The organism is Streptomyces rectiviolaceus (assembly GCF_039533825.1).
Classification (GTDB): domain Bacteria; phylum Actinomycetota; class Actinomycetes; order Streptomycetales; family Streptomycetaceae; genus Streptomyces; species Streptomyces rectiviolaceus.
Window position 1 is genome coordinate 1 of record NZ_BAAAUG010000044.1, and the last position, 23,538, is coordinate 23,538.

Annotated in this window: 23 protein-coding genes; 15 read left to right on the forward strand and 8 right to left on the reverse strand. The window is 68.8% G+C overall.

Annotated elements, in window-relative coordinates:
• Nucleotides 1-450 (reverse strand): protein kinase domain-containing protein (locus ABD378_RS15580; protein WP_425583848.1); only part of this gene is annotated, 450 nt, incomplete at its 3' end.
• A 227-nt stretch (nt 451-677) separates the two neighbouring features.
• Between ABD378_RS15580 and gcl the strand changes: the two genes are divergently transcribed.
• From gcl to ABD378_RS15595, 3 genes are all read left to right on the forward strand, one after another.
• Complete coding sequence (gene gcl / locus ABD378_RS15585; protein WP_344521527.1) at nt 678-2,456, forward strand: glyoxylate carboligase; 1,779 nt, start codon at nt 678-680, stop codon at nt 2,454-2,456.
• Nucleotides 2,457-2,516: 60 nt separating this feature from the next.
• On the forward strand, nt 2,517-2,639 hold the full coding sequence (locus ABD378_RS15590; RefSeq protein WP_344521492.1) for a hypothetical protein: 123 nt from the start codon (nt 2,517-2,519) through the stop codon (nt 2,637-2,639).
• A gap of 84 nt (nt 2,640-2,723) precedes the next feature.
• Nucleotides 2,724-2,834 (forward strand): YdeI/OmpD-associated family protein, encoded by a 111-nt coding sequence (locus ABD378_RS15595; RefSeq protein ID WP_344521493.1) that lies wholly within the window; start codon nt 2,724-2,726, stop codon nt 2,832-2,834.
• Nucleotides 2,835-3,349: 515 nt separating this feature from the next.
• On the opposite strand, the gene ABD378_RS15600 is transcribed toward ABD378_RS15595, so the two are convergent.
• From ABD378_RS15600 to ABD378_RS15610, 3 genes are all read right to left on the reverse strand, one after another.
• A complete protein-coding gene (locus ABD378_RS15600; protein ID WP_344521494.1) occupies nt 3,350-4,816 on the reverse strand; it encodes a catalase in 1,467 nt (488 codons plus the stop codon).
• Between the two features lie 244 nt (nt 4,817-5,060).
• A complete protein-coding gene (locus tag ABD378_RS15605) occupies nt 5,061-5,951 on the reverse strand; it encodes a 2-hydroxy-3-oxopropionate reductase (protein ID WP_344521495.1) in 891 nt (296 codons plus the stop codon).
• 68 nt (nt 5,952-6,019) lie between these two features.
• The gene (locus tag ABD378_RS15610) at nt 6,020-6,847 is read right to left on the reverse strand and encodes a TIM barrel protein (protein ID WP_344521496.1); all 828 of its coding nucleotides are present in this window, start codon (nt 6,845-6,847) and stop codon (nt 6,020-6,022) included.
• A 125-nt stretch (nt 6,848-6,972) separates the two neighbouring features.
• On the opposite strand from ABD378_RS15610, the gene ABD378_RS15615 reads away from it, so the two are divergent.
• The 10 genes from ABD378_RS15615 (at nt 6,973) to ABD378_RS15660 (ending at nt 15,999) form a co-directional block, all read left to right on the forward strand.
• A complete protein-coding gene (locus tag ABD378_RS15615) occupies nt 6,973-7,233 on the forward strand; it encodes a YkoF family thiamine-binding protein (protein WP_249586930.1) in 261 nt (86 codons plus the stop codon).
• Nucleotides 7,230-7,598, forward strand: a complete 369-nt coding sequence (locus ABD378_RS15620) for a helix-turn-helix domain-containing protein (protein ID WP_344521497.1) — start codon at nt 7,230-7,232, stop codon at nt 7,596-7,598. Before ABD378_RS15615 ends, ABD378_RS15620 begins: the two co-directional genes overlap by 4 nt.
• Nucleotides 7,599-7,755: 157 nt before the next feature.
• A complete protein-coding gene (gene uraD / locus ABD378_RS15625) occupies nt 7,756-8,277 on the forward strand; it encodes a 2-oxo-4-hydroxy-4-carboxy-5-ureidoimidazoline decarboxylase (RefSeq protein WP_344521498.1) in 522 nt (173 codons plus the stop codon).
• A complete protein-coding gene (gene uraH, locus ABD378_RS15630) occupies nt 8,277-8,666 on the forward strand; it encodes a hydroxyisourate hydrolase (protein WP_344521499.1) in 390 nt (129 codons plus the stop codon). The genes uraD and uraH overlap by 1 nt, the downstream gene beginning before the upstream one ends.
• A 5-nt stretch (nt 8,667-8,671) precedes the next feature.
• Complete coding sequence (gene pucL / locus ABD378_RS15635; protein ID WP_344521500.1) at nt 8,672-9,595, forward strand: factor-independent urate hydroxylase; 924 nt, start codon at nt 8,672-8,674, stop codon at nt 9,593-9,595.
• Between the two features lie 67 nt (nt 9,596-9,662).
• Nucleotides 9,663-11,084 carry a nucleobase:cation symporter-2 family protein gene (locus tag ABD378_RS15640; protein WP_344521501.1) on the forward strand — a complete coding sequence of 474 codons (1,422 nt, stop codon included), beginning with the start codon at nt 9,663-9,665 and terminating at the stop codon, nt 11,082-11,084.
• A 48-nt stretch (nt 11,085-11,132) separates the two neighbouring features.
• Complete coding sequence (locus ABD378_RS15645; protein ID WP_344521502.1) at nt 11,133-12,521, forward strand: 8-oxoguanine deaminase; 1,389 nt, start codon at nt 11,133-11,135, stop codon at nt 12,519-12,521.
• Nucleotides 12,522-12,921: 400 nt separating this feature from the next.
• On the forward strand, nt 12,922-14,280 hold the full coding sequence (locus ABD378_RS15650; RefSeq protein WP_344521503.1) for a nucleobase:cation symporter-2 family protein: 1,359 nt from the start codon (nt 12,922-12,924) through the stop codon (nt 14,278-14,280).
• Between the two features lie 65 nt (nt 14,281-14,345).
• Nucleotides 14,346-14,783, forward strand: a complete 438-nt coding sequence (locus ABD378_RS15655) for a hypothetical protein (protein WP_344521504.1) — start codon at nt 14,346-14,348, stop codon at nt 14,781-14,783.
• 10 nt (nt 14,784-14,793) lie between these two features.
• Nucleotides 14,794-15,999, forward strand: coding sequence for an MFS transporter (locus tag ABD378_RS15660; protein ID WP_344521505.1), 1,206 nt, complete (start codon nt 14,794-14,796; stop codon nt 15,997-15,999).
• Nucleotides 16,000-17,614: 1,615 nt separating this feature from the next.
• On the opposite strand, the gene ABD378_RS15665 is transcribed toward ABD378_RS15660, so the two are convergent.
• Both ABD378_RS15665 and ABD378_RS15670 read right to left on the reverse strand, forming a co-directional pair.
• On the reverse strand, nt 17,615-18,259 hold the full coding sequence (locus ABD378_RS15665) for a LysE family translocator (protein ID WP_344521506.1): 645 nt from the start codon (nt 18,257-18,259) through the stop codon (nt 17,615-17,617).
• 123 nt (nt 18,260-18,382) lie between these two features.
• Entirely contained in the window at nt 18,383-19,231 is an 849-nt protein-coding gene (locus ABD378_RS15670) for a chitosanase (protein ID WP_344521507.1), read from the reverse strand.
• 301 nt (nt 19,232-19,532) lie between these two features.
• Between ABD378_RS15670 and ABD378_RS15675 the strand changes: the two genes are divergently transcribed.
• On the forward strand, nt 19,533-20,180 hold the full coding sequence (locus tag ABD378_RS15675; RefSeq protein ID WP_344521508.1) for a DUF4360 domain-containing protein: 648 nt from the start codon (nt 19,533-19,535) through the stop codon (nt 20,178-20,180).
• A gap of 50 nt (nt 20,181-20,230) precedes the next feature.
• Here ABD378_RS15675 and ABD378_RS15680 read toward each other — a convergent pair whose 3' ends face one another.
• Entirely contained in the window at nt 20,231-22,414 is a 2,184-nt protein-coding gene (locus ABD378_RS15680; RefSeq protein ID WP_344521509.1) for an alpha-N-acetylglucosaminidase, read from the reverse strand.
• Between the two features lie 183 nt (nt 22,415-22,597).
• On the opposite strand from ABD378_RS15680, the gene ABD378_RS15685 reads away from it, so the two are divergent.
• Complete coding sequence (locus ABD378_RS15685) at nt 22,598-22,951, forward strand: winged helix-turn-helix transcriptional regulator (protein WP_344521510.1); 354 nt, start codon at nt 22,598-22,600, stop codon at nt 22,949-22,951.
• On the opposite strand, the gene ABD378_RS15690 is transcribed toward ABD378_RS15685, so the two are convergent.
• Complete coding sequence (locus tag ABD378_RS15690; protein ID WP_344521511.1) at nt 22,920-23,399, reverse strand: hypothetical protein; 480 nt, start codon at nt 23,397-23,399, stop codon at nt 22,920-22,922. The genes ABD378_RS15685 and ABD378_RS15690 overlap by 32 nt on opposite strands.
• Nucleotides 23,400-23,538: the final 139 nt, after the last annotated feature.

Below are 23,538 nucleotides of genomic sequence, written 5' to 3' on the forward strand. Positions count from 1 at the left end.
GTTGGACGGCTTGAGGTCACGGTGGACGAGGCCCGCCCGGTGGATGGTGCTGAGCGCTCCCGCAAGGGCGCCGGCGAGGGAACGTAACTCGGACACCTGGAGGGGACCGCCGCCGTCGCGCACCCGCGCGGCGAGCGTCGGCCCCGGAACGTACTCCGTGGCGAGCCAGGGCACGGCGGCGGCGGTGTCCGCGTCCACGAGCGCCGCGGTCCAGGGCCTGCGGCCCGCGCCGAGGGCGGCCACCTCGCGTGCGAAGCGGACCCGGAACTCCTCGTCCCCGGCGAGAAAGCGGTGCACGACCTTGAGGGCGACCGTGCGGCCCGCCCCGTCGTGCGCGACATGGACTCTGCCCATGGCTCCCTGCCCGAGGAGCGGTCCGGTCGTCCAGCAGCCAAAACGTTGCGGTGATGCGGCCACGCTCGACCCCCCGATGGTGTGGCCCGAATCCATCGACTGGGACGCGCCGTTCGGGCAGCCCGGTTCCCGGACATCCCTTGACGGTCTCCACCGCACCCCCCTACATTGCTTCCATATAGCAGAACATACTTTCCATAATGCGGAAACAGAAGCTCGCCGCGGGGCGCGACGGGAGCCGGATCCGCCAGCCGTATCCGTCAGCCGAATAGCTGATGAAGCTGTCGAAGCTGTTGTCGAAGCAGGAGAACCCCATGGCCCGTATGACCGCTGTCCGCGCGGCAGTCGAGATCCTCAAGCGCGAGGGCGTCACCAACGCGTTCGGTGTGCCCGGCGCGGCGATCAACCCGTTCTACAAGGCGCTTCAGCAGGGCGGTGGCATCGACCACACGCTCGCCCGGCATGTCGAGGGCGCCTCGCACATGGCCGAGGGATACACCCGCGCCAACCCCGGCAACATCGGCGTCTGCATCGGTACGTCGGGCCCGGCGGGCACCGACATGATCACCGGTCTGTACTCCGCGATCGGTGACTCGATCCCGATCCTCTGCATCACGGGCCAGGCGCCGACGCACCTGCTCCACAAGGAGGACTTCCAGGCCGTCGACATCGCGTCGATCGCCAAGCCGGTCACGAAGATGGCCGTCACGGTCCTGGAGGCCGCGCAGGTCCCCGGCGTCTTCCAGCAGGCGTTCCACCTGATGCGCTCCGGCCGTCCGGGCCCGGTCCTCATCGACCTGCCCATCGACGTCCAGCAGACGGAGATCGAGTTCGACCCGGAGACGTACGAGCCGCTGCCGGTCTACAAGCCGTCCGCGACCCGCGCCCAGATCGAGAAGGCGATCACCTTCCTGGTCGAGTCCGAGCGTCCGCTGATCGTCGCCGGCGGCGGCATCATCAACGCCGACGCCTCCGACCTCCTGGTCGAGTTCGCCGAGATCACCAACACCCCGGTCGTCCCGACCCTGATGGGCTGGGGCACGATCCCCGACGACCACGACCTGAACGCGGGCATGGTCGGCCAGCAGACCGGCCACCGCTACGGCAACGCCACGTTCCTGGAGTCGGACTTCGTTCTCGGCATCGGCAACCGCTGGGCCAACCGTCACACCGGCTACAAGCTGGACGTGTACACCCAGGGCCGCAAGTTCGTCCACGTCGACATCGAGCCGACCCAGATCGGCAAGATCTTCGCGCCGGACTACGGAATCGCCTCCGATGCCAAGGTCGCCCTCGAACTCTTCGTCGAGGTGGCCAAGGAGCTCAAGGCCGCGGGCAAGCTCCCCGACCGCTCCGAGTGGGTCGCATCGCACCTGGAGCGCAAGGAAACCCTCCAGCGCCGCACGCACTTCGACAACATCCCCATGAAGCCGCAGCGCGTCTACGAGGAGATGAACAAGGCCTTCGGCCCGGAGACGCGGTACGTCACCACCATCGGCCTCTCGCAGATCGCGGGCGCCCAGATGCTGCACGTCTACAAGCCGCGCCACTGGATCAACTGCGGCCAGGCGGGCCCCCTCGGCTGGACGATCCCGGCCGCGCTCGGCGTCGCCACCGCGGACCCTGAGACCCCGGTCGTCGCCCTGTCCGGTGACTACGACTTCCAGTTCATGATCGAGGAGCTGGCGGTCGGTGCGCAGCACCGCATCCCGTACGTCCACGTCCTGGTCAACAACGCCTACCTCGGCCTGATCCGCCAGGCCCAGATCGGCCTGGAGATCAACTTCCAGGTCAACCTGGAATTCGAGAACCAGAACAGCCCGGAGCTGGGCGTCTACGGCGTCGACCACGTCAAGGTCGCCGAGGGCCTGGGCTGCAAGGCGATCCGGGTCACCGACCCGAACGAGCTCGGCGCGGCCTTCGAGCAGGCCAAGAAGCTCGCCCAGGAGCACCAGGTCCCGGTCGTCGTCGAGGCCATCCTGGAGCGCATCACGAACATCTCCATGAGCCCCACGGCCGACATCAGCGCGGTCAAGGAGTTCGAGGAGATCGCCACGGAGCCGGGCCACGCACCGACGGCCATCCGGCCGCTCAAGGTCTGACACCAAGCCTGAAGGGGCGGTCCACCCGTGGGGGGTGGGCCGCCCCTTTAGCGTGTGCGCATGGACTCGTTGGACGGCCTTCAGGTCATGACGTTCGTGGATGCCGCCCGCCTCGCGGCCTGGCTGAACGAGCACCACGCCGCCTCGCCCGGAATCTGGGTGAAGCTCGCCAAGAAGGGGTGAGGATCACTCGCCGTGGCGCGCGCAGTCTGTGGTCGAAGGTGAACATCGACCGGGTCGAGGAGCTGACCGCCGAGGGACGCATGCGTGAGCCGGGCTGCGCTGCACAGGCTGATGACGGCGAAGACCCCCGCCACGCGAGCCGCCCGCCTGGAGCGGATGGTGGCGAAGCTGGCTTCGGGCGAGAGGGTGCGCTGAGGCCGGTCTGCCCCCGCGGGTGCGTCGTGGCTGGTCGCGCAGTTCCCCGCGCCCCTGACGGGGGCTAGAGCGCCCCGTCAGGGGCGCGGGGAACTGCGCGACCAGCCCCCACTCAGCCGCAGAAGTAAGAGGACCCAGAGACCGCCAAAGCCGCGCACGCGAAAGAGCGCCGAGTACGGGACCGTCCGTACTCGGCGCTCTGGTTGTAGCCGTCCGACCGCGCGCGACTGGCGGAACATGCATACGCGCTGCCGGACGGAGTCATATCGATCCAAGGCCCAGGGGCCAGAGAACGGCTGGGACCGCGGCGGCTGCGAATGGACCGGCGGGGTTCCCCTCCCTCAGGTCGAGAAGGGAGCCGCCTGACCTTTACCACCGCACTGGCTCGCAGAGCCGCCGCGGTCCTCGTCCGGCCCGGTTCACCACGGGACCACCCCTCATCCGGGTCCGTGATGGCGCGGGCACAGCACCGGAGAACTGACCTCCCGTCAATCCTCCGGCGCAGCTGGGGAGTTCTAGTCCTCGCGCAGGGCGCGGACAGCCTCCTCCACGCGCTTGCCGTAATCGGCGTCTGCGGCGTGGAAGTGGGCGAGGTTCTTCTCGATGACGTCGTCACGGGTGACCTGCGAGAGGCCGCCCGCGATGTTCGCCACCAGGCGGGCCTGCTCCTCGGCCGACATCAGGCGGTACAGCTCGCCCGCCTGGAAGAAGTGGTCGTCCTTGGTGTGGAGCGGGGCCTCGTGCGTGCCCGTGTGGCCATTGATCGCCAGCGGGGCGGAGAGCGGCTGACCGGTCTCGGCCGGGCCGTCGTACGAGTTGGGCTCGTAGTTCTTGCGGTCACGGCCGTACGCGTTGGACGCCATCAGGCCGTCACGGCCGTAGTTGTCGGCCTTGCCCCCGTTGACGGCCTTGGGCGCGTTCACCGCGAGCAGCGTGTGGTTGACGCCCAGGCGGTAGCGGTGCGCGTCCGCGTAGGCGAACAGGCGGCCCTGCAGCATCTTGTCGGGCGAGGGGCCGATGCCCGGAACGAAGTTGTTCGGGGAGAAGGCGGCCTGCTCGACCTCGGCGAAGACGTTGTCGGGGTTGCGGTCCAGGACCAGGCGGCCCACGCGCTGCAGCGGGTAGTCGCTGTGCGGCCACACCTTCGTCAGGTCGAAGGGGTTGAAGCGGTAGTCCGCCGCGTCCGCCGCCGGCATGATCTGCACGTGCAGCGTCCAGGACGGGTTCACGCCGCGCTCGATGGCCTGGAGGAGGTCCGTCTGGTGCGAGTTGGCGTCCTTGCCCGCGAGCTCGGCGCCCTGCTCGGCGGAGAGGCTGCGTACGCCCTGGTTCGTCTTGAAGTGGTACTTCACGAAGAAGGCCTCGCCCGCCTCGTTCGTCCACTGGTAGGTGTGCGAGCCGTAGCCGTTCATGTGGCGGTACGATGCGGGGATGCCGCGGTCACCCATCAGCCACGTCACCTGGTGCGTCGCCTCGGGGGCGTGCGCCCAGAAGTCCCAGACGTTGTCCGGCTCCTGCTTGCCCGTGAAGGGGTCGCGCTTCTGGGAGTGGATGAAGTCGGGGAACTTGATCGGGTCCTTGATGAAGAACACCGGGGTGTTGTTGCCGACGAGGTCGTAGTTCCCCTCTTCGGTGTAGAACTTCAGCGCGAAGCCGCGCGGGTCACGGACCGCGTCCGCGCCGCCGAGGCTGTCGGCCACCGTGGAGAAGCGCAGGAACGTCTCGGTGCGCTTGCCGACGGTGTTCAGGAAGTCGGCCGAGGTGTACGCGGTGACGTCGTCGGTCACCTCGAAGTAGCCGTACGCACCGGAACCACGGGCGTGCACGACACGCTCCGGGATGCGCTCGCGGTTGAAGCGGGCGAGCTTCTCGAGGAGGTGCTGGTCCTGGAGGAGAAGCGGGCCACCGACGCCGGCGGTGGCTGAGTTCTGGTTGTCGGCGACGGGGGCGCCGGACTCGGTCGTGAGCACACGCTTCGACATGGTGGCGGGGTTGACCTTCCGTACGGACTACTGAAACTGCTGAGGTGACGTGAGCGTAAGTACGCCTGAACAGCTACGTCAACAGTTTGTTGAAGTTTTGGGTGTGGCTTGTTCGCTTGCTTGTGATGCGACTTGTGATGTGGCTTGAGTTCCGGGCCGCGGTGACGCCTGGGCGCGACAGGACAGGTGTCAGCGCCACCGCGACCCGGAAGTTGAGGGAGCTCTTGAAGCCTCTGAGGGCTTCTTAGAGCTCGGCGCCCGAGAGGCGCTCCACGCCGCGAAGCAGCGCGGAGTGGTCGAGGCCGCCGTCACCCTGCGTGCGCAGTGAGGCGACGAGCTGGGCCACCACGGCGCCGACCGGGAGCGAGGCACCGACATTGCGGGCGGCGTCGGTGACGATGCCCATGTCCTTGTGGTGCAGGTCGATCCGGAAACCGGGCTTGAAGTCGCGCTTGAGGAAGTTGTCCTTCTTGCGGGTCAGGACGGTCGAGCCCGCAAGCCCCCCGTTCAGGACGTCCAGGGCGGCGGTCAGGTCCACCCCGGACTTCTCGAGGAAGACAACGGCCTCGGCGCACGCCTGGATGTTCACGGCGACGATGAGCTGGTTGGCGGCCTTCACGGTCTGACCCGAGCCGTGCGGACCGCACAGCACGATGGTCTTGCCGAGGGCGTCCAGGATCGGCTTGGCCTCGTCGAAGTCGGCCTTCTCGCCGCCGACCATGATGGAGAGCACGGCCTCGATGGCACCGGCCTCGCCACCCGAGACGGGGGCGTCCAGGACGCGGATGCCCTTGTCCTTGGCGGCCTTGGCCAGGTCCACGGAGGTCTGCGGGGTGATCGACGACATGTCGACGATCAGCGCGCCCGACTTCGCGTTCTCCAGGATGCCGTTCTCGCCGTACGCGATGGCCTCGACCTGCGGAGAGGCGGGCACCATCGTGATCACGACATCGGCGTCCTTGACGGCCTCGGCGATCGACTTGGCGACGGTGCCGCCCGCGGCCGCGAGACGGTCCAGCTTGTCCTGCTCAAGGGTGAAGCCGGTGACGGAGTAACCAGCCTTGATCAGGTTCTCGGACATGGGGGAGCCCATGATGCCGAGTCCGATCCACGCGATCTTGGGAAGGTTGCTCATGATGGAGCCTTTCTAGCTACGGGGTAATCGGGTGGGTGGGCGGGAAAGATCCGCCGCGAAGCGGTGGCCTAGTCCGAGCCGGGCAGCCAGCCGAAGGCCTCGGAGCTAGGACGGTCGCCTGCCTTGTACTCCAGCCCGACGTACCCCTCGTAACCGGCCTTGCGGAGCTGATCCAGCAGCTCCTCCAGCGGGAGCGACCCCGTGCCCGGGGCCCCACGGCCAGGGTTGTCGGCAATCTGCACGTGCGCGGTCTGAGCGACGTACCGATCGATGACGGCAGGCAGGTCCTCACCGTTCATGGACAGGTGGTACAGGTCCATGAGGAACTTCGCGTTACCGAGCCCGGTAGCGGAATTCACCTTGTCCACCACGGCGATCGCCGCGTCCGCACTGACGATCGGGCAGCGCGGCGACTCCGGCTTGTTCAGGGCCTCGATCAGCAGCACCGCACCCACGCGGTCGGCCTCGCGGGCCGCCAACGCCAGGTTCTCCAGGGCGAGTTCGTCCTGGACGGCGGGGAGGACCCCGTCCACCCGGTTGCCGTACAGCGCGTTCAGCGCCTTGCAGCCGAGGGACTCGGCGAAGTCCGCCGCCACCGAGAGGTTCGCGCGGAACTTCTCGCTCTCCTCGCCCGGGATCGACAGGGCGCCGCGGTCAGGCCCCGGCAGCTGCCCGGCGTAGAAGTTCAGGCCCACCAGTTGTACGCCGGCGTCCGTGATCGCTGCCCGGAGGGCGTCGAGCTCGGACTGCTCGGGGGTGGGGGCGTCGACCCAGGGCCACCACAGCTCGACCGCCGTGAAGCCCGCCGCGGCGGCAGCCGCGGGGCGCTCCAGGAGCGGGAGTTCCGTGAAGAGGATCGACAGGTTCACATTGAAGCGCTGGTCGGAGTATCCCATGGGGCTTCCGCGCTCCTTCCGTATTGCGGAAGTTAATTTCTGTCTGATGGAAGATTGCCGTCGAGGATCCGCCCTTGTCAAGAGGGGGCTGCCGGAAAATCACCACGCGGCAGTAGGTTGTGCGCGTGCGATTGAGAGTGGAGTTCACGACCGAACCCTTCGACCTTGACGAGGCGCCCGCCCATGCGGTGGTGGCCCGTGACGTCATCCAGGGGGCCGAGCTCGACGCCGTGGACGTCGGCCCCTTCGGCAACACCGCGGAAGGCGGTGCCGACGAGGTCCTGACCGCCGTCGACGCACTGCTGCGCAAGGCCCTGGAGGCGGGCGCGACGCGCGTCTCGCTCCAGGTGAACGTGCTCGGAGAGTCGGGGGAGGCCATCGAATGACCGGTTCCAGAGGCGACCACGGCCCCTTCGTGGCCGCCGTCAAGCCGCTCGTGGACGCCATGGGCGGCGAGATCGTGGCCCCCGACCAGGCGGGCGCCGACGACGTCGTCCTCGCCTGGGAGGGCGAGGACGTGCTCGCCGTACGCCTGCCGCAGCTCGCGGACTCCCTCGACCACATCCTGGTGGCCCTGGAGCGCAAGCGCGGGATGCCCCTGTCGGATCTTGACCGCAAGGCCAAGCAGGAGGTCGTACGGATACTCGAGGCGCGAGGCGCCTTCGCCGTGCGGCACGGGGTGGAGACGGTGGCCGGCGCGCTCGGCGTATCGCGCTTCACCGTCTATAACTATCTCAACCGCTCCACCTGACATCCCAGGTCAGAGCGGTGTGGAAGGTCATCGTCCGTTAACCGGACGGTGGCCTTTGTTACTCGAAGTTTTCAACAAAGTGTTGACGTGGTGTTTCGCCTGGCGTTAGCTATCCGCAGCCCGTCCAGCACAAGGCCCTATGGCCACGGAGGCACCCGTGACTTCGAGCTCGACGCCGGGCCTTGCCCGGTTCAACGCCTTGCCGGAGAGTGCGGCCACCGCCGCCCTCCACGAGGCCTGCGCCTCATCGGCCTGGGGAAGCAAACTGCTCTCCCAGCGCCCTTTCCCCACCGTCGAAGCCCTCTTCGCCGCCAGTGACGCCGCCATGGCCGAGCTGACCGCCGAGGATCTGGCCGAGGCGATGGCCGGGCACCCGCCGATCGGCCGCCCGAAGCCCGGGGACCCCACGTCGTCACGCGAACAGCGCGGCATGGCGGGGGCCTCCGAAGAGCTCAAGGCCGAGATGCTCGAACTGAACCTGGCCTACCAGGAGAAGTTCGGTCATGTCTTTCTGATCTGCGCCACCGGCGCGACCGGTGAGCAGATGCGCGATGCGGTGAAGACCCGGATCGGCAACACCGCCGAGCAGGAGCGCGAGACCGTGCGCACCGAACTCGGGAAGATCAACCGAATCCGCCTGACCCGTCTCGTGGAAACAGCAGAAGAGGACAAGGACTGATGAGCACTGACACCACCGCCTCGGTGTCCACGCACATCCTGGACACCAGCGTCGGACGCCCCGCCGAGGGCGTCGCCATCTCGCTCACGGCCCGCAGTGGCCGTGACGCCGATTGGGTGGCACTCGGCGGGTCCGCGACCGACGCGGACGGGCGCTGCAAGGACCTCCCGGCGCTGCCGGAAGGCACTACCCACGTACGTCTCGACTTCGAGGTCGAGACCTACTTCTCAAAGAAGCAAGCCGAGGCGCAGCAGGACGCCCCCCGCGTAAGGGACAGCGGTGCGTTCTTCCCGGAGGTGGCGATCACTTTCGCCGTCAATCCGGGCGAGCACTATCACGTACCGCTGCTGCTCAACCCGTTCGGCTACTCCGTTTACCGAGGGAGCTAGCAGACATGCCCACGATTCTCGGCCAGAACCAGTACGGCAAAGCAGAGAACCGCGTCGTCAAGATCACGCGGGACGGCGACACCCACCACATCAAGGACCTGAACGTCTCGGTCGCGCTCTCCGGCGACATGGACGACGTCCACTACTCCGGCTCGAACGCCAACGTCCTGCCGACGGACACCACCAAGAACACGGTGTACGCGTTCGCCAAGGAGCACGGCATCGAGTCCGCCGAGCAGTTCGGCATCCACCTCGCCCGGCACTTCGTGACGTCGCAGGAGCCGATCAAGGTCGCCCGGATCCGCATCCAGGAGTACACCTGGGAGCGCATCGCGACCTCGGACAACAACTCCAGGTTCATCGGCTCGGACGAGGTCAACCACTCCTTCGCCCGCAAGGGCCAGGAGCTGCGCACCACGCAGATCACCTTCGACGGTGAGAACTGGGAGATCATCTCCGGGCTCAAGGACCTCACGGTCATGAACTCCACCAACTCGGAGTTCTGGGGCTACGTCAAGGACAAGTACACGACGCTGAAGGAGGCGTACGACCGCATCCTGTGCACCGACGTCTCCGCCGCCTGGCGTTACAACTGGACCAGCGACGCCGACCGGATGCCCAACTGGGAGAAGTCGTACGAGCAGGCCAAGAAGCACATCCTGCAGGCCTTCGCCGAGACGTACTCCCTCTCGCTGCAGCAGACCCTCTACCAAATGGGTTCGCGCGTCATCAACAGCCGGAGCGAGATCGACGAGATCCGCTTCTCGCTGCCGAACAACCACCACTTCCTGGTGGACCTCGAGCCCTTCGGTCTCAAGAACGACAACGAGGTCTACTTCGCGGCGGACCGCCCCTACGGCCTCATCGAGGCCACGGTTCTCAGGGACGGGATCCAGCCGAAGATCCCGGTCGACATGACCAACCTCTGACGCGGGACGCGCGCCCCCGCCCGTCCGCAGCGGACGGGGGCGCGCCACACCGGAGGGAACAGCAGCAATGGCACAGCCTGCAAAGGGGCCGGCGAAAGGCCCGTGTTCCACCCCATCGGCGAAGACAGACATAGCTGACGGCGAGTCAACTGCCGCCTGTCACCCGGTGGACGAGAAGCTTCACCCCTCGCGGCTGGTCCCCGCCGCGCTCCAGCACATCGCCGCCATGTACGCGGGCGTCGTCACTCCGCCGCTGATCATCGGCCAGGCCGTCGGCCTGGACACGGTCGCGCAGACGCGCCTCATCGCCGCGAGCCTGCTGATCGCCGGACTCGCCACGATCCTGCAGACGCTCGGCGTCAAGGGCTTCGTCGGCAACCGGCTCCCCTTCGTGAACGCCGCCTCGTCCGCGGGCATCGCACCCATTCTCGCCATCGCCGAGAACAGCGCCAAAGGTCATCAACTCCCGGCCATCTACGGCGCGGTGATGGTCGCGGGCGTCTTCTGCCTCGCGGTCGGCCCCTTCTTCGGGCGCCTCCTGCGCTTCTTCCCGCCGCTCGTCACCGGCGTCGTCATCACCCTCATCGGCGTGACGCTGATGCCCGTGCCCGTCACCTGGGCGCAGGGCGGCGACAAGACCGCCGCCGACTTCGGCGCCATGAAGTACCTCGCGCTCGCCGCCTTCACGCTCGTCGTGATCCTGCTCTTCCAGCGGTTCGGACGCGGTTTCCTCAAGCAAGTCGCCCTGCTCCTGGGCATGTTCATCGGAACGCTCGCCGCGATCCCGTTCGGGATGGCCGACTTCAGCGCCATCAAGTCCGCGCCGGTGGCGGCGCTCCCGACGCCGTTCGCCTTCGGCGCCCCGGAGTTCCAGCCCGCCGCGATCCTCTCGCTCTGCATCGTGATGCTCGTCCTGATGACCGAGTCGTCGGCCGGCATGCTCGCCCTCGGCGAGATCTGCGACCGCAAGAGCGACGGAAAGACCATCACCCGAGGCCTGCGCACCGACGGCCTCGCGACCCTGGTCGGCCCGGTCTTCGGCGGCTTCCCCACATCGGCCTTCGCGCAGAACGTCGGCGTCGTCTCCCTGACACGTGTCCGCAGCCGCTATGTCGTGGCCGTCGCGGGCGGCGCCCTCATCGTGCTCGGTGCCTTCCCGATGCTCGGCGCGGTCGTCAGCCTCGTACCGATGCCGGTCCTGGGCGGCGCGGGCATCGTCCTCTTCGGGTCCATCGCGGTGAGCGGCATCCGTACGCTCTCCGAGGCGGGCCTCGACGACAGCTCCAACATCATCCTGGTGGCCGTCGCGCTCGGAGCGGGCATCATCCCGCTCGCCGCGCCCACCTTCTACGCCGAATTCCCGGCCTGGGCGCAGACCGTCCTCGGCTCCGGAATCAGTGCGGGAGCGCTGACCGCGGTCCTGCTCAACCTGTTCTTCAACCATCTCGGCACCCGCAGCCCCGCGGCCGCGGCACTCAAATCTTCCTAGGGTCATGCCGTGCCCACATCGCCACTCACTAGAGAAGGAAGAAGCACCATGGCAGCACCGGCAGACCTGCAGCGCATCGTCATCGAGAACTGTGCGATCGCGACCGTCGACGCCGACGACACCGAGTACGCATCGGGATACGTCGTCGTCGCGGGCAACAAGATCGAGTCCATCGGCGCGGGAAAGGCCCCCGAGGGCCTGGCCAACGTCGTACGCCGCGTGGACGGGACCGGTCACCTGGTGACCCCCGGCCTGGTCAACACCCACCACCACTTCTACCAGTGGATCACCCGTGGCCTGGCCACCGACCACAACCTCTTCAACTGGCTCGTCGCGCTCTACCCGACGTGGGCGCGCATCGACGAGCAGATGGTGAAGGCGGCCGCGCAGGGCTCGCTCGGGATGATGGCCCGCGGCGGTGTCACCACCGCGATGGACCACCACTACGTCTTCCCCAAGAACTCGGGTGACCTGTCCGGCGCCATCATCGGCGCGGCGAGCGACATGGGTGTCCGCTTCACCCTCGCCCGCGGCTCCATGGACCGCAGCGAGAAGGACGGCGGCCTGCCGCCGGACTTCGCCGTCGAGACCCTCGAAGGCGCGCTCGCCGCGACCGCCGAGACCGTCGACAAGCACCACGACGCCTCCTTCGACGCGATGACCCAGATCGCCGTCGCCCCCTGCTCCCCCTTCTCGGTCTCCACCGAACTCATGAAGCAGGGCGCAGAGTTGGCGCGCGCCAAGGGCGTACGCCTGCACACCCACGGCAGCGAGACCGTCGAGGAGGAGCAGTTCTGCAAGGAACTGTTCGGCATGGGCCCCACCGACTACTTCGAGTCGACCGGCTGGCTCGGTGACGACGTGTGGATGGCGCACTGCGTCCACATGAACGACTCCGACATCGCCGCGTTCGCCCGTACGGGCACGGGCGTCGCGCACTGCCCGTCCTCCAACGCGCGCCTCGCGGCAGGCATCGCCCGCGTCCCCGACATGCTCAAGGCGGGCGTCCCGGTCGGCCTCGGCGTCGACGGCACCGCGTCCAACGAGTCCGGCGAACTCCACACCGAGCTGCGCAACGCGCTGCTCATCAACCGCCTGGGCGCGCACCGCGAGGCTGCCCTGAACGCCCGTCAGGCCCTGCGCCTCGGCACGTTCGGCGGCGCCCAAGTCCTGGGCCGCGCAAGCCAGATCGGGTCGCTCGAGCCGGGCAAGCTCGCCGACCTGGTCCTCTGGAAGATCGACGGCATCGGGCACTCCTCGATCGCCGACCCGGTGACCGCCATCGTCTTCGGCGCGGCGGCCCCGGTCACACTCTCCCTCGTCAACGGCCGCCCGATCGTCGAAGACGGTCGTCTGCTGCACGTCGACGAGGACGCCATCGCCCGCTCAGCGCGGGAGGAGGCGCAGCGCCTCGCGCGGATCTCCGCCGAGGCCTGAACCCAAGAACTCCGGTCAGGGGGGACGGCCCTTGACCGGACTTGAGCAGCCGAGCGGGTTGCTCAAGTGCCGCCCCGGAACGTGGCCCAAAGCTTCACGTTCCCGGGGCGGTCAGTACTACCTGGGCGCACCACCCACAACTTCATACCGAGCAAGTCCTTGCACCACGCACCACCTCCCAGAAGCGATGTGCCGGCGGAGAGCCCGCCCGTACTGGAAAACAACCGGAGGAGCCACAGTGGCCACTCAGCCCAGGTTCACCAAGCAAGGCACCACCCCAGGCACTACCCCCGGCGCTACTCCAGGCGCCACCCCAGACCCATCCGAAGTCGACGGCGAAAGCGCCATACCAGGGACACAAGAGATCCATCCCGTCGACCAGAAGCTCCCCCCGCTCAAGATGGCGACGACCGGCCTCCAGCACGTGGCCGCCATGTACGCGGGTGTCGTCGCCCCTCCGCTCATCGTGGGCGCGGCGATCGGCCTCTCCGCGAAGGAACTCACCTTCCTGACCGGCGCCTGCCTCTTCACCGCGGGCCTCGCCACCTTCCTCCAGACGCTCGGCATCTGGAAGATCGGCGCTCGCCTGCCCTTCGTCAACGGCGTCACCTTCGCCGGCGTCGCCCCCATGCTCGCGGTCGTCGACTCGACCAAGGACAAGGACGACGCGCTCCCGATCATCTTCGGGGCGGTGATCGTCGCGGGCGTCCTAGGCTTCATCGCGGCTCCCTTCTTCTCCAAGCTGGTCCGGTTCTTCCCGCCGGTGGTGACCGGCACGGTCATCACGCTCATCGGCATCTCGCTCATGCCGGTCGCCTTCGGGTGGGCGCAGGGGCCCGTGCCGGGGGCCGACGACTACGGCTCGATGAAGAACCTCGGCCTCGCGGGCATCACCCTCGTGATCGTCCTGCTCCTGCGCCGCTTCACCACCGGCTTCGTCAAGCAGATCGCCGTGCTCCTCGGCCTCATCGTCGGCACGGTCATCGCGATCCCGTTCGGCGTCACGGACTTCAGCCCGGTCGGCGACGCGGACATCGTCGGCTTCCCGACGCCGTTCCACTTCGGCGCACCGCAGTTCGCGGCGGCGGCGATCGTCTCCCTGTGTGTCGTCATGGTCGTCTCGATGACCGAGTCGACGGCCGACATGCTGGCCCTCGGCGAGATCGTGGACCGTCCCGCCGACGAGAAGACCATCGCCGCGGGCCTGCGCGCCGACTGTCTCGGCTCGGCGGTCAGCCCGCTCTTCAACGGCTTCATGTGCAGTGCGTTCGCGCAGAACATCGGCCTGGTCGCGATGACTAAGATCCGCAGCCGGTACGTCGTCGCCGTGGGCGGCGGCTTCCTGGTCCTGATGGGCCTGTGCCCGATGGCCGCCTCGCTCATCGCCGTCGTACCGCGTCCGGTGCTCGGCGGCGCGGGCATCGTCCTCTTCGGGTCGGTGGCGGCGAGCGGCATCCAGACCCTCGTCAAGGCGAACCTGGAGCGCGACAACAACGTCCTGATCGTGGCCGTCTCGCTGGCCGTCGGCCTCATCCCGATCGCGGCGCCGGAGTTCTACCACGCGTTCCCGGAGACCGCGAACATCATCCTCGACTCGGGCATCTCCACGGGCTGTGTCGCGGCGGTGCTCCTGAACCTGGTCTTCAACCACATCGGCAAGCGCGGTGAGGACGACGACGTGACCAACCCGATGGAGCCCGGGGGAGAAATCGCTGAACAGAGGGTGCACGAAGGGTCTTCCGCAGCTGGGGCCTACTGACGTAGCGTGCGTGACGCCGCCGCCGCTGCCGCCCGCGTCGCGGAAGTTACTTTCCAGTCGGACTGATGGTCGGTCCCGCCGCGCGCCTCGTGAACTCCCGCGCGACGGGGCCGACTTCCGGCGTCACGCACACGGAAGAAGTCGTGGCGGACCTGCACCAGGGCGACAACGCCCTGATCGTGGTGGTCACCCTCGGCGCGGGCCTGGCCCCCGCGCTCTCGGACGGCTTCTACGACGCGTTCCCGGCGTGGGCGCAGATCGTCCTTGGATCGGGGATCTCCACGGGGTGCCTGCTCGCGGTGGCCCTGAACCTGGTCTTCAACCACCTTGGCGCAAAGGCGAGTTCGGCCGAGCGCGAGCCGGATGAGCCGGTTCCGGCATCCGCGCCCGCCGAGGGCTCGGTGGTGGTGGGGGTGGGGTGCCGCGCGGGAATCCGACGGCACCCTTGCCGCGGCATGTTGATGTCGAATACGTGCCAGACCGGGGCCGTACGGCGCTGCTGAACTCGGCAGCATGCCCGCACCCGCCACGTCGCCCTTGTTCACCGACGCCTCCTCCGCCCGCCCACGGACGGGCGGCTGGCCGGCCGTCATCGCCGTGACGATGGGGATCTTCTCCATCGTCACCACCGAGATCCTGCCGATCGGACTACTGACCCCCATCGGCGACACCTTCGGCATCTCGGACGGCACGGCCGGCCTGATGATGACGCTGCCCGGCATCCTCGCCGCCGTCGCCGCACCGACCGTGACGGTCACGACAGGACGCGTCGACCGGCGGCACATGCTCTGCGCCCTGATGCTCGTGCTGGCTCTCGCGAACTTCCTCGCCGCGGTGGCGCCCGGCTACTGGCTGATGATGATCTCCCGGGTTCTGGTGGGACTCGTCATCGGAGCTTTCTGGTCCATCGGGGCGGGGCTCGCGGCCCGCCTGGTCCCCGAGGCGCAGGCGGGGCGGGCGACCGCCGTGATCTTCTCGGCCGTCCCGCTGGGCTCGGTGCTCGGGGTACCGGCGGGGACGCTGCTGGGCCAACTCGTCGGCTGGCGCACGGCGTTCGTGGCGATGGGCGTCCTGACCCTGACCGTACTCGCCGCGCTAGTGGTGTCCGTGCCGTCCCTGCCGCCGGAGCAAGTCACCCGGCTGACTGTTCTCCGCGACCTGCTCGGCAGGCCCCGCGTCAGGGTCGGCCTCGTCGCAACCTTCCTCATCGTGACGGCTCACTTCGGCACGTACACATACGTCACGCCGTTCCTGGCGGACGTGACCCACGTGGGCCCGCGGACGATCACCGCCTTCCTGCTCGCCTACGGCGCCGCGGGGATCCTCGGCAACTTCCTCGCGGGCGCGTGGGTGAGACGCGAGCTGCGCGTCACGTTCACGGTGGCCGCGTGTCTGCTCGCCACTGCGACGCTGTTGCTGCCCGTGCTGGGTACGGGGAGTGCCGGCGCGCTGGTGCTGCTCCTGGTCTGGGGCGTCGCGTACGGGGCGGTCCCGGTCTGCTCCCAGAGGTGGTTCGTGACGGCGGCGCCGGGTGCGCCCGAGGCGGCATCCGTGCTGTTCACGTCCTCGTTCCAGGCGACGTTCGCGTTCGGCGCGCTGGCGGGAGGCGCGGTGGTGGACGCGGCGTCCACCACCGTGGTGATGGTCCTCGGCGGGATCGCTGCGGTGCTGGCGGCGACGGTCACTGCGCCCCGCTGCCGGGGGCGGCGGGGCCGGTGAGGTCCCGCACCTCGGAAGTTCCTCTTCTCCGGACGGAGCTTCGGTCGGCCTGCGGCGCGGGGGCTTTGCTGGGCCGGTGGTGGTGTTGGTACCGGGGCCGCCCGGTTGTCCTGAGGTTGGCGGTTCCGGGCCGGGTGTAAAGGGCGCTCCCTTCGGTCGCGTCGGCTTCGCCGATTCCGCTTCGCTTCACCCTTGACACCCGTCCCTCCACCGCGCGAGGGAAGACGACCGGACGGCCCGAGGGGCGGGACTCTCGACCACTGCCGTCTGCCCATTCCGCATTCCTGCCGGGTGCGGACTGGTTTGTCGGGGGTGGCCGCCAGGTGGCAGAGGGTGCGCGGTCGCTCGGGGGAGGGGTGCCGGTCTCGTCAAGCGGCTGGCGACTGGTTCGTCGGGGGTGGTCGGCAGGTGGTAGGGGTGCGCGGTCGCTCCGGGGGTGGGTGCCGGTCTCGTCAAGCGGCTGTCGACCGGCCCGTCGTGCGTGGTCGGCAGGAAGAGCGTGTCCCGTCATGCAGCCGCAGCCGCAGCCGCAGCCGCAGCCGCAGCGGGAGCGGGAGCGCTGGGGTCTTTCGCCGACCAGTCCCGGGTGTGGGGGATGAGGGTGCGGTGTGAGGAGATGGGCGGATGGTGGTGTTGGAGCTGGCGGGAGGGGGCTTGGGGACTGGCGCGCCTATGCCCGGCGGGCGGTTGGGGAGCGTCGGGCTCCGAGGGGGCCGGGGGGTCCGGCACCTAATTCCGAGAAGGCGCATTGCGAAACACGTGCGCCCCCCTTCTGCCGGAACGCAACTTTGCCAAAGTAGGTGCCCCGCGAGCCCGGATGCAGAAAAGTCTCACCAACACCGCCCCCCACGCCCACCATCGTGCGACTTTCTTGCAATTCCGCTCTACGAGCCACCGGCGAACCGCCCTGCGCAACGCCCGGCCGCTGATGGTCAGACGCCTCTCGTCGACATGGACTGCCGACACCGGCGCTCACGCACCCCCGCCCGGGCGGCCACGCCGGAACAACCACCGGTCGGCAGCCGCTTGACGAGACCGGCGCCCCTCCCCGGGGGCGGCTGCGCACCCCATCCCCGGACGGTCACCCCAGAAGAACCACCAGTCGGCAGCCGCTTGACGAGACCGGCGCCCCTCCCCGGGGAGGCCGCGCACCCCGGCACGTGACGGTGCCCTGCGACGAACCAGTCGACAGCCGCTTGACGAGACCGGTGCCCTCCCCGGGGGCGGCTGCGCACCCCATCCCCGGGCGGTCACCCCGGAAGATCCGGTCGGCAGTCGCTTGACGAGACCGGCACCCCTTCCCGGAGCGGCCGCGCGCCCCGGCCACCTGGCGGCCACCCCCGACGAACAAGTCCGCACCCGGCAGTCAGACCCGAGGACCCCACGGCAGTGGTCGAGAGTCCCGCCCCTCGGGCCGTCCGGTCGTCTTCCCTCGCGCGGTGGAGGGGCGGGTGTCAAGGGTGGAGCGAAGCGGAATCGGCGCAGCCGACGCGTAGCGCAGCGGAGCGCCCTTTACACCCGGCCCGGAACCGCCAACCTCAGGACAACCGGGCGGCCCCGGTACCAAGCAAAGCCACAGGCCCAGCGAAGCCTCGCCCCGTTCCCCCCCAGAGCCTCAGGTTGCCGTCGCCGGGGCGCGGTCCGTTGCCAGGCGGACAGCCAGTGCGCCGAGCACCGTCCCCATCACGTACCGCTGGACCCGCAGCCAGGTCGGGCGGCGGGCCAGGAATACCGCGATGGTGCCCGCCGCCATGACGATGGCGAGGTTCACCCCCAGGCTGATGGAGATCTGGATGCCGCCCAGCACGAAGCCCTGCAGCAAGGTGTGGCCGGACTCCGGGGCGATGAACTGGGGTATCAGTGACACGTACATGATGGCGACCTTCGGGTTCAGGAGGTTCGTCAGTACCCCCATGGCGAACAGTCGACGGGGCGAGTCGGGGGTCAACTCCTGGTGGGAGAAGGCCGATACGCCGCCCGGCTTCAACGCCTTCCAGGCCAGCCACGCCAGGTACGCCGCCCCCGCCAGCTTCACCGCCACGTACAGCTGGGGGACGGCGAGGAAGACCAGGGACAGGCCCAGATTGGCTGCCGTCAGGTAGACGATGAAGCCGACCGCGACCCCGGCCAGGGAGATCGCTCCGGCGCGCCTGCCCTGGGTGATGCTCCGCGAGACGAGGTACATCATGTTGGGGCCCGGCGTGAGCACCATGCCCAGAGACACCACTGCGACGCCGAGTACCGCGTTCATTCCGATCATTCAGCAAGGATCAGACGGCGGCACCGTTCAGCACCAGCGATGTTTTCTTCACGCATCTCGTAAGCGCTGCTACATCAGCGCGGGGTGCCGGTGCCGCCGGCACCCCGCGCCGACGCGGACACCTCAGCCGATGCGGTACGGGTCCCCGTACACCTTCCACTCCAGCGGCGTGTCCAGGTTCAGGTTGCCCTTCTTCAGGAACACCCGCTGAGCCGTGTCGACGCGGCTCGTGTCCTCGTGCGCCTCCTCCTGCTTCATCGCCCAGACCCGCGCGTCCAGGAAGGCGTTGAGGTACCGCACCTCGTCACCGCCATGGGCCGGCGGCTTCGCCGAACGCAGCGCGCGCTTGCGGATGTTGCGGAAGCTGGTGCTGTCGCCGCCGTCGCCGTGCATGACGATCGCGTCGTAGTACGCGAACTGCCCGAGGACACCGATGCCGTCCGCCTTGCCCTGCTTGACGGCCGGGTTGAAGTAGACGCGGTCACGCTCGTCGTTCTGCGCCTTCTGGAACTCGGGGTCCTCGGCAGCCTTCTCCCAGTCCGGCTTGTACGTGGGGTCGAGGCCCTCGTGGGAGTCGGTGCCGTCCACCTCCCGCAGCGCGGGGAGGTACTTGGCGAGGATGTTGTCCGGCTTGCGCTGGGTGTAGAGCTCGACGAGGTCCAGCATGTCGCCGGTGCCCGAGCAGAAGCCGATGATCCCGGCGGTGTAGCCGCGGCCGTCGCCGATGTCCTCGCAGTAGCGGTAGTACTCCTTCCAGTTGAGGTCGGAGTTCTCCGCGCTGCACACGATCTTCATGGCGATCTCCTTCTTCGCCGGATCGTCGAGCCCGCCCGCCTTGGGGGTGGGGGACGCGCCTGCCGTCTGGGAGGCGATGACCGGGCCCGCGACGAGCGCGGCGCCCACGAAGGCGAGCAAGGTGCGGCGTGAGGTGTGTATGCGGGGCGGCGCGGGGCTGCGGTGGGGGGTGGGCACGGGGCCTCCAAGGTGGGGGAGTTCGTCGTCGACCCGATGGCTCATGGGCGTAGACCCGACGGCTCATGGGCGTCGACCTGATGGCTCTTGGGTTCTTCCGCGTACTGTTAGGAAGGTTTCCTACCAGAGATTCCGCGTGACGTATACCCGTCAAGACGCGATCAGTTGTCGCCGCCGAATGGCCGGACATCGCTCTGGCCCCCGACCTCATTGGTCCATACGATCCCCTCGCTCACGCAATTCGCTCCACGCACCACAGGAACTTCTCCAACCCCCCTCCTTCGCATTGGAATGGAGAACCATGGCTGGTGCACTGCTGCTGAGCGGCGCCATCGCGGCGCTGTTCGGCTCGACGCTCCCCGCACAGGACACGACCGCGACCATCGAGGCGCCCCCGGACAAGATCGTGATCGAGGTGGCCACGGTGAATGGTTCGGGCTGCCCCCTCGGCACCGCGGCCGTCGCCGTCTCCGAGGACAACACGGCCTTCACGGTCACCTACAGCGACTACCTCGCCAAGGTGGGCGCGGGCGCGGATCCCACCGCGTTCCGCAAGAACTGTCAGCTCAACCTCGTCGTGCATGTCCCGCAGGGCTTCACCTACGCGATCGCCAGCGCCGACTACCGTGGCTACGCCTCGCTCCAGCCCGGCGCCAAGGGCACGGAGAAGGCCTCGTACTACTTCCAGGGCTCGCCGAACACGGCCTCGATCAGCCATGAATTCAAGGGTTCGTACAACGACAACTGGCAGGCCACCGACACCACGGACTGGGCGCAGCTCGTCTGGGCGCCCTGCGGCGTGAAGCGCAACTTCAACATCAACACCGAACTGCGCCTCGACGCGGGCACCTCGGACCCCGCGAAGTCCAGCTTCATGACGATGGACTCGACGGACGGTGAACTCAGCACGATCTACCACATCGCGTGGAAGGAGTGCCCGGCCTCCTGAACAGCTTGAAAGTGCCCCCGCCCAACTCCGGGCGGGGGCAACTGAGGTGGCTAGCTGGTGGCATGCAGCTGCTTGCGCACCTGAACGGCGATTGTGTACGTGTCCCCGGTCGGCCGGGTGGCCAGGGGCCCCGGGTCACGAATCCAGCCGTCCTCGACGGTGAACCAGTCGATGGCCTTCGGGTCGCGGTCTTCGTCGAGCGCCGCCCGCAGCTCCTTGAAGTACGTTTCCCAGCGCAGCCGGTAGAGCCCGCCGACGAGCCCGGCCCACTCCCGGTTGGCGTAGTCGCGCAGCCCGGCGTCCGCCCCGGACCGCGTGCCCCACACGGTGAGCAGCGAGAGCTGGTCGTACGCGAGCCGGTCCCGCTCCGTCGTGTCGGCGCCCCACGAGCGGGCGTCGGCGACCCAACGGCCCAGGAGGTGCCGGGAGTCGGTGGCCACCAGCTTGTCGAGCAGATCCATGAGGCCGAGCCAGGTGCGGGTCAGTTCGTCGAAGCGAGAGGCCTCTCGGTCGTCGTACGCCTGCTTGATCCGGGGGAGGAGCACTCGGCTGCGGTTGGAGAGGGCCTGGCGCGCCACGTCCAGGACGTCGCGGCGGTAGGCGGTGGAGCCTCGCAACTCCCTTCGTACGGCGAGGAGTTCGGTGAGGGCGGGCTCGAAGTCCGCCGGGTCGTACCGCATCGCCTTCGGCGACCAGGCCGCCGCCGACCTCGCCGACAGGTCGGGCCGCGCGCCGAAGAGGCCGTCCGCGCCCTCGGACCACTCGTCGGCGCGTGTCGTGCCGTACGCGGTGCGGCGCAGGACGTCCCAGGCGGCCGCCGCGTGCGGATCGGGCGCGCCGTAGCGGGACACGGACCAGTCGGCGAACCAGGAGGTGAGGTTCAAGTCGCCTGTGCGCCAGGCCAGGTCGGAGAAGAGCTCGAATGCTGCCGGGTTGTTGTCGGCCGCCTCCGGCATCAGGGAGATGCCGCGCTGCGTGCTGCCTTCCTTGGTGCGCCACTTCTCGTAGAGCGCCGCCCAGTCCGGGGTGTTGGCGCCGAGGGTCGTGTGGCCGCCGAAGTTCCAGATCGAGCCGAAGGTGTACGGGGTCGCGTTCCAGTCGGACTCGCGGTCGGTGACCTTGGGGAAGCGGTCGGAGAGGCCGTCGACCACCAGCATCCGCGACTTGTCGACGGCGTCGACGATCGCCTTGGGCGGGTTGCTCTGCCAGCCGAGGATCACCCACGTGGCGCCGGGGTGCGCGGCCTGTAGGGCCTTCTCGACGGCCTTCGCCGCGTCCGGGACCGGTACGTCGCCCGGTTTCCCGCCCTCGTGGAGGAGGTCCATCTTGTACATCGTCGACGCGCCGAACAGCTCGTCCTGGGTGCGGTAGAAGGCGGCGGCCACCTGAGTGAAGTGGTCCGTGCGCGGGTCCAGCCAGTCGGGGCGCGTGAAGCCGACCCAGTCGCCCTGCGGCACGGTCTTCGCCCCCGGGTTCTTCGCGGTGAAGCCCGGCGGCACCGTCCCGAAGTAGCCGGGGAAGACCGGCGTCATGCCCAGCTCGCGCAGCCGGTCCGCGATGCGGCGGCCCAACGCGGCACGCCTGTCCAGGAGTTGGCGTGATACCGGGTACGGGAAAGCGGACATGTTCTGGAGCAGCCACCACGGCTGGTGCGCGGGGGCCGGGATCCACTCGCGCAACTCCTTGTCGGAGTAGCCGAACTCCTGGAACACGCGGTGATAGAGCGCGTCGGCGCCGACGTACACGAGCACTTCGTTGTACCCGTGCAGGGCGAGCACGTCGAGCTCGCGCTCCCAGTACGCCCAGTCGTGGTACGCCCCCGTGTAGCCGTCGTTCGTGTCGTTGAGGACGAAGCGGTGCGGGGCGTTGGCGCGCCCGGTCATTGGCTTGTCGAGGCCGGGGAGTCGGTCGGGAAGGTCAAGCTGGTCGCCCGCCCACGTGATGTTCGCGTGCGCGGAGTGCTTCAAGTAGTGGCGCAGGCCCGTGAGTTGGACGGCAGGGGTCGGTCCGTCGACGGTGATGTTCCCGCGCCGCCCGGATATCCGGAAGGCGTCGGCGGGGCCCGCGGTTCTGAACGTGAGCTGCTTCCAGTGTCCGGGCAGCAGCCGCCGGGCCGCTTTGACCGCGGGCGACTGGGAGGTGGGGGCGCCGTCGGCGGTGGAGCCGGAGCAGGCGACGGCGGCGCCGGTAGTTCCGGCGAGTGCGGTGAGGAAGGTGCGGCGAGCCAGGGGCATGACGTAGGGATACCCTCCCGGGTCGGCGATGCTCGGGCGGGCGCCCGGGCAGTGCTGGACGGCGCACCACGATGAACCGCCCGCGGACCATGGTCAAGAAGGCCTCGCGAGGCGGACGCCGCCCGTCGGGCCCTGCTTCGACGGCCCGGGGCCCGGTACCGGCTTCGGTGTTAGCGTCGGCGGATGACCGCACCGCTGCCCGGCAAGCCGACCCGCGCCTCCACCACAGGGCGACCCCTGATGGCCGCCCTCGACCTGTTCGGGCGGCGCTGGAGCCTGCGGATCGTGTGGGAGCTGCGGGCCGAGCCGCTGGGGTTCCGCGCCCTGCAGGAGCGGTGCGACGCGATGTCCTCCAGTGTGCTGCGCCAGCGCCTGACCGAACTGCTCGAAGCCCGTCTGGTGCGGCAACTGCCCGACAGCTCCTACGCCCTGACCGCCCTCGGCCGCGAGGCGCACCAGGCCCTGCGCCCTCTGGACGCGTGGGCAGAGCGCTGGGCGACGGAGGTCACCGCCGACTCGGCAGAGGGTCGGCGATGAGGGCGTCGCGCATCAAGGAGACTGCGGTCGTCAGCGCACTGAGCGGCCGCAGCAGCAGGGTCGCCTCCGTCAACTGACCCTCGGCGTCCACCTGTTGCACGAACGCGCCGTACACGGACTCCTCGCCGACGCGGCCGGTGAAGGTCGTCACGCTGCGTTGCTCCTGCCCGACCCCCGCGTCCTGCCCGTCCCCCGCGTCCTTCCCGGCCTTCCCAGGTTCGGTGAACTCCTGCAGCGGTTCGATCCCGGTCAGGCACTGCCCGATCTTGGGGAACAGGTGCGCCACGTCGTCCCGCCCCCTGTAGTCGGCGACAGGGCTGTGGAAGACGACGTCCCGCGCGAGCAGGAGCCGGGTCCGGCCGGAGGCGTCACGCGCGCCGGGTGTGTCCGGTGCGCCAGGTGCGCCAGATGCGCCGGGTGCCAGTACGTCACGTACGTCGAGACTCATCGGTATCGCTCCTCCTGACTGATGCTGCTGATGCGCTTCGGTTTCCGAAGCGCTCCTTGGAGCGTAGCCGAGACCCGGGACTTTGTCCCACCCCATGGGCCGGCGTCCCCGCCAAGTCCGGCTCCATGTCCCGAGGTCA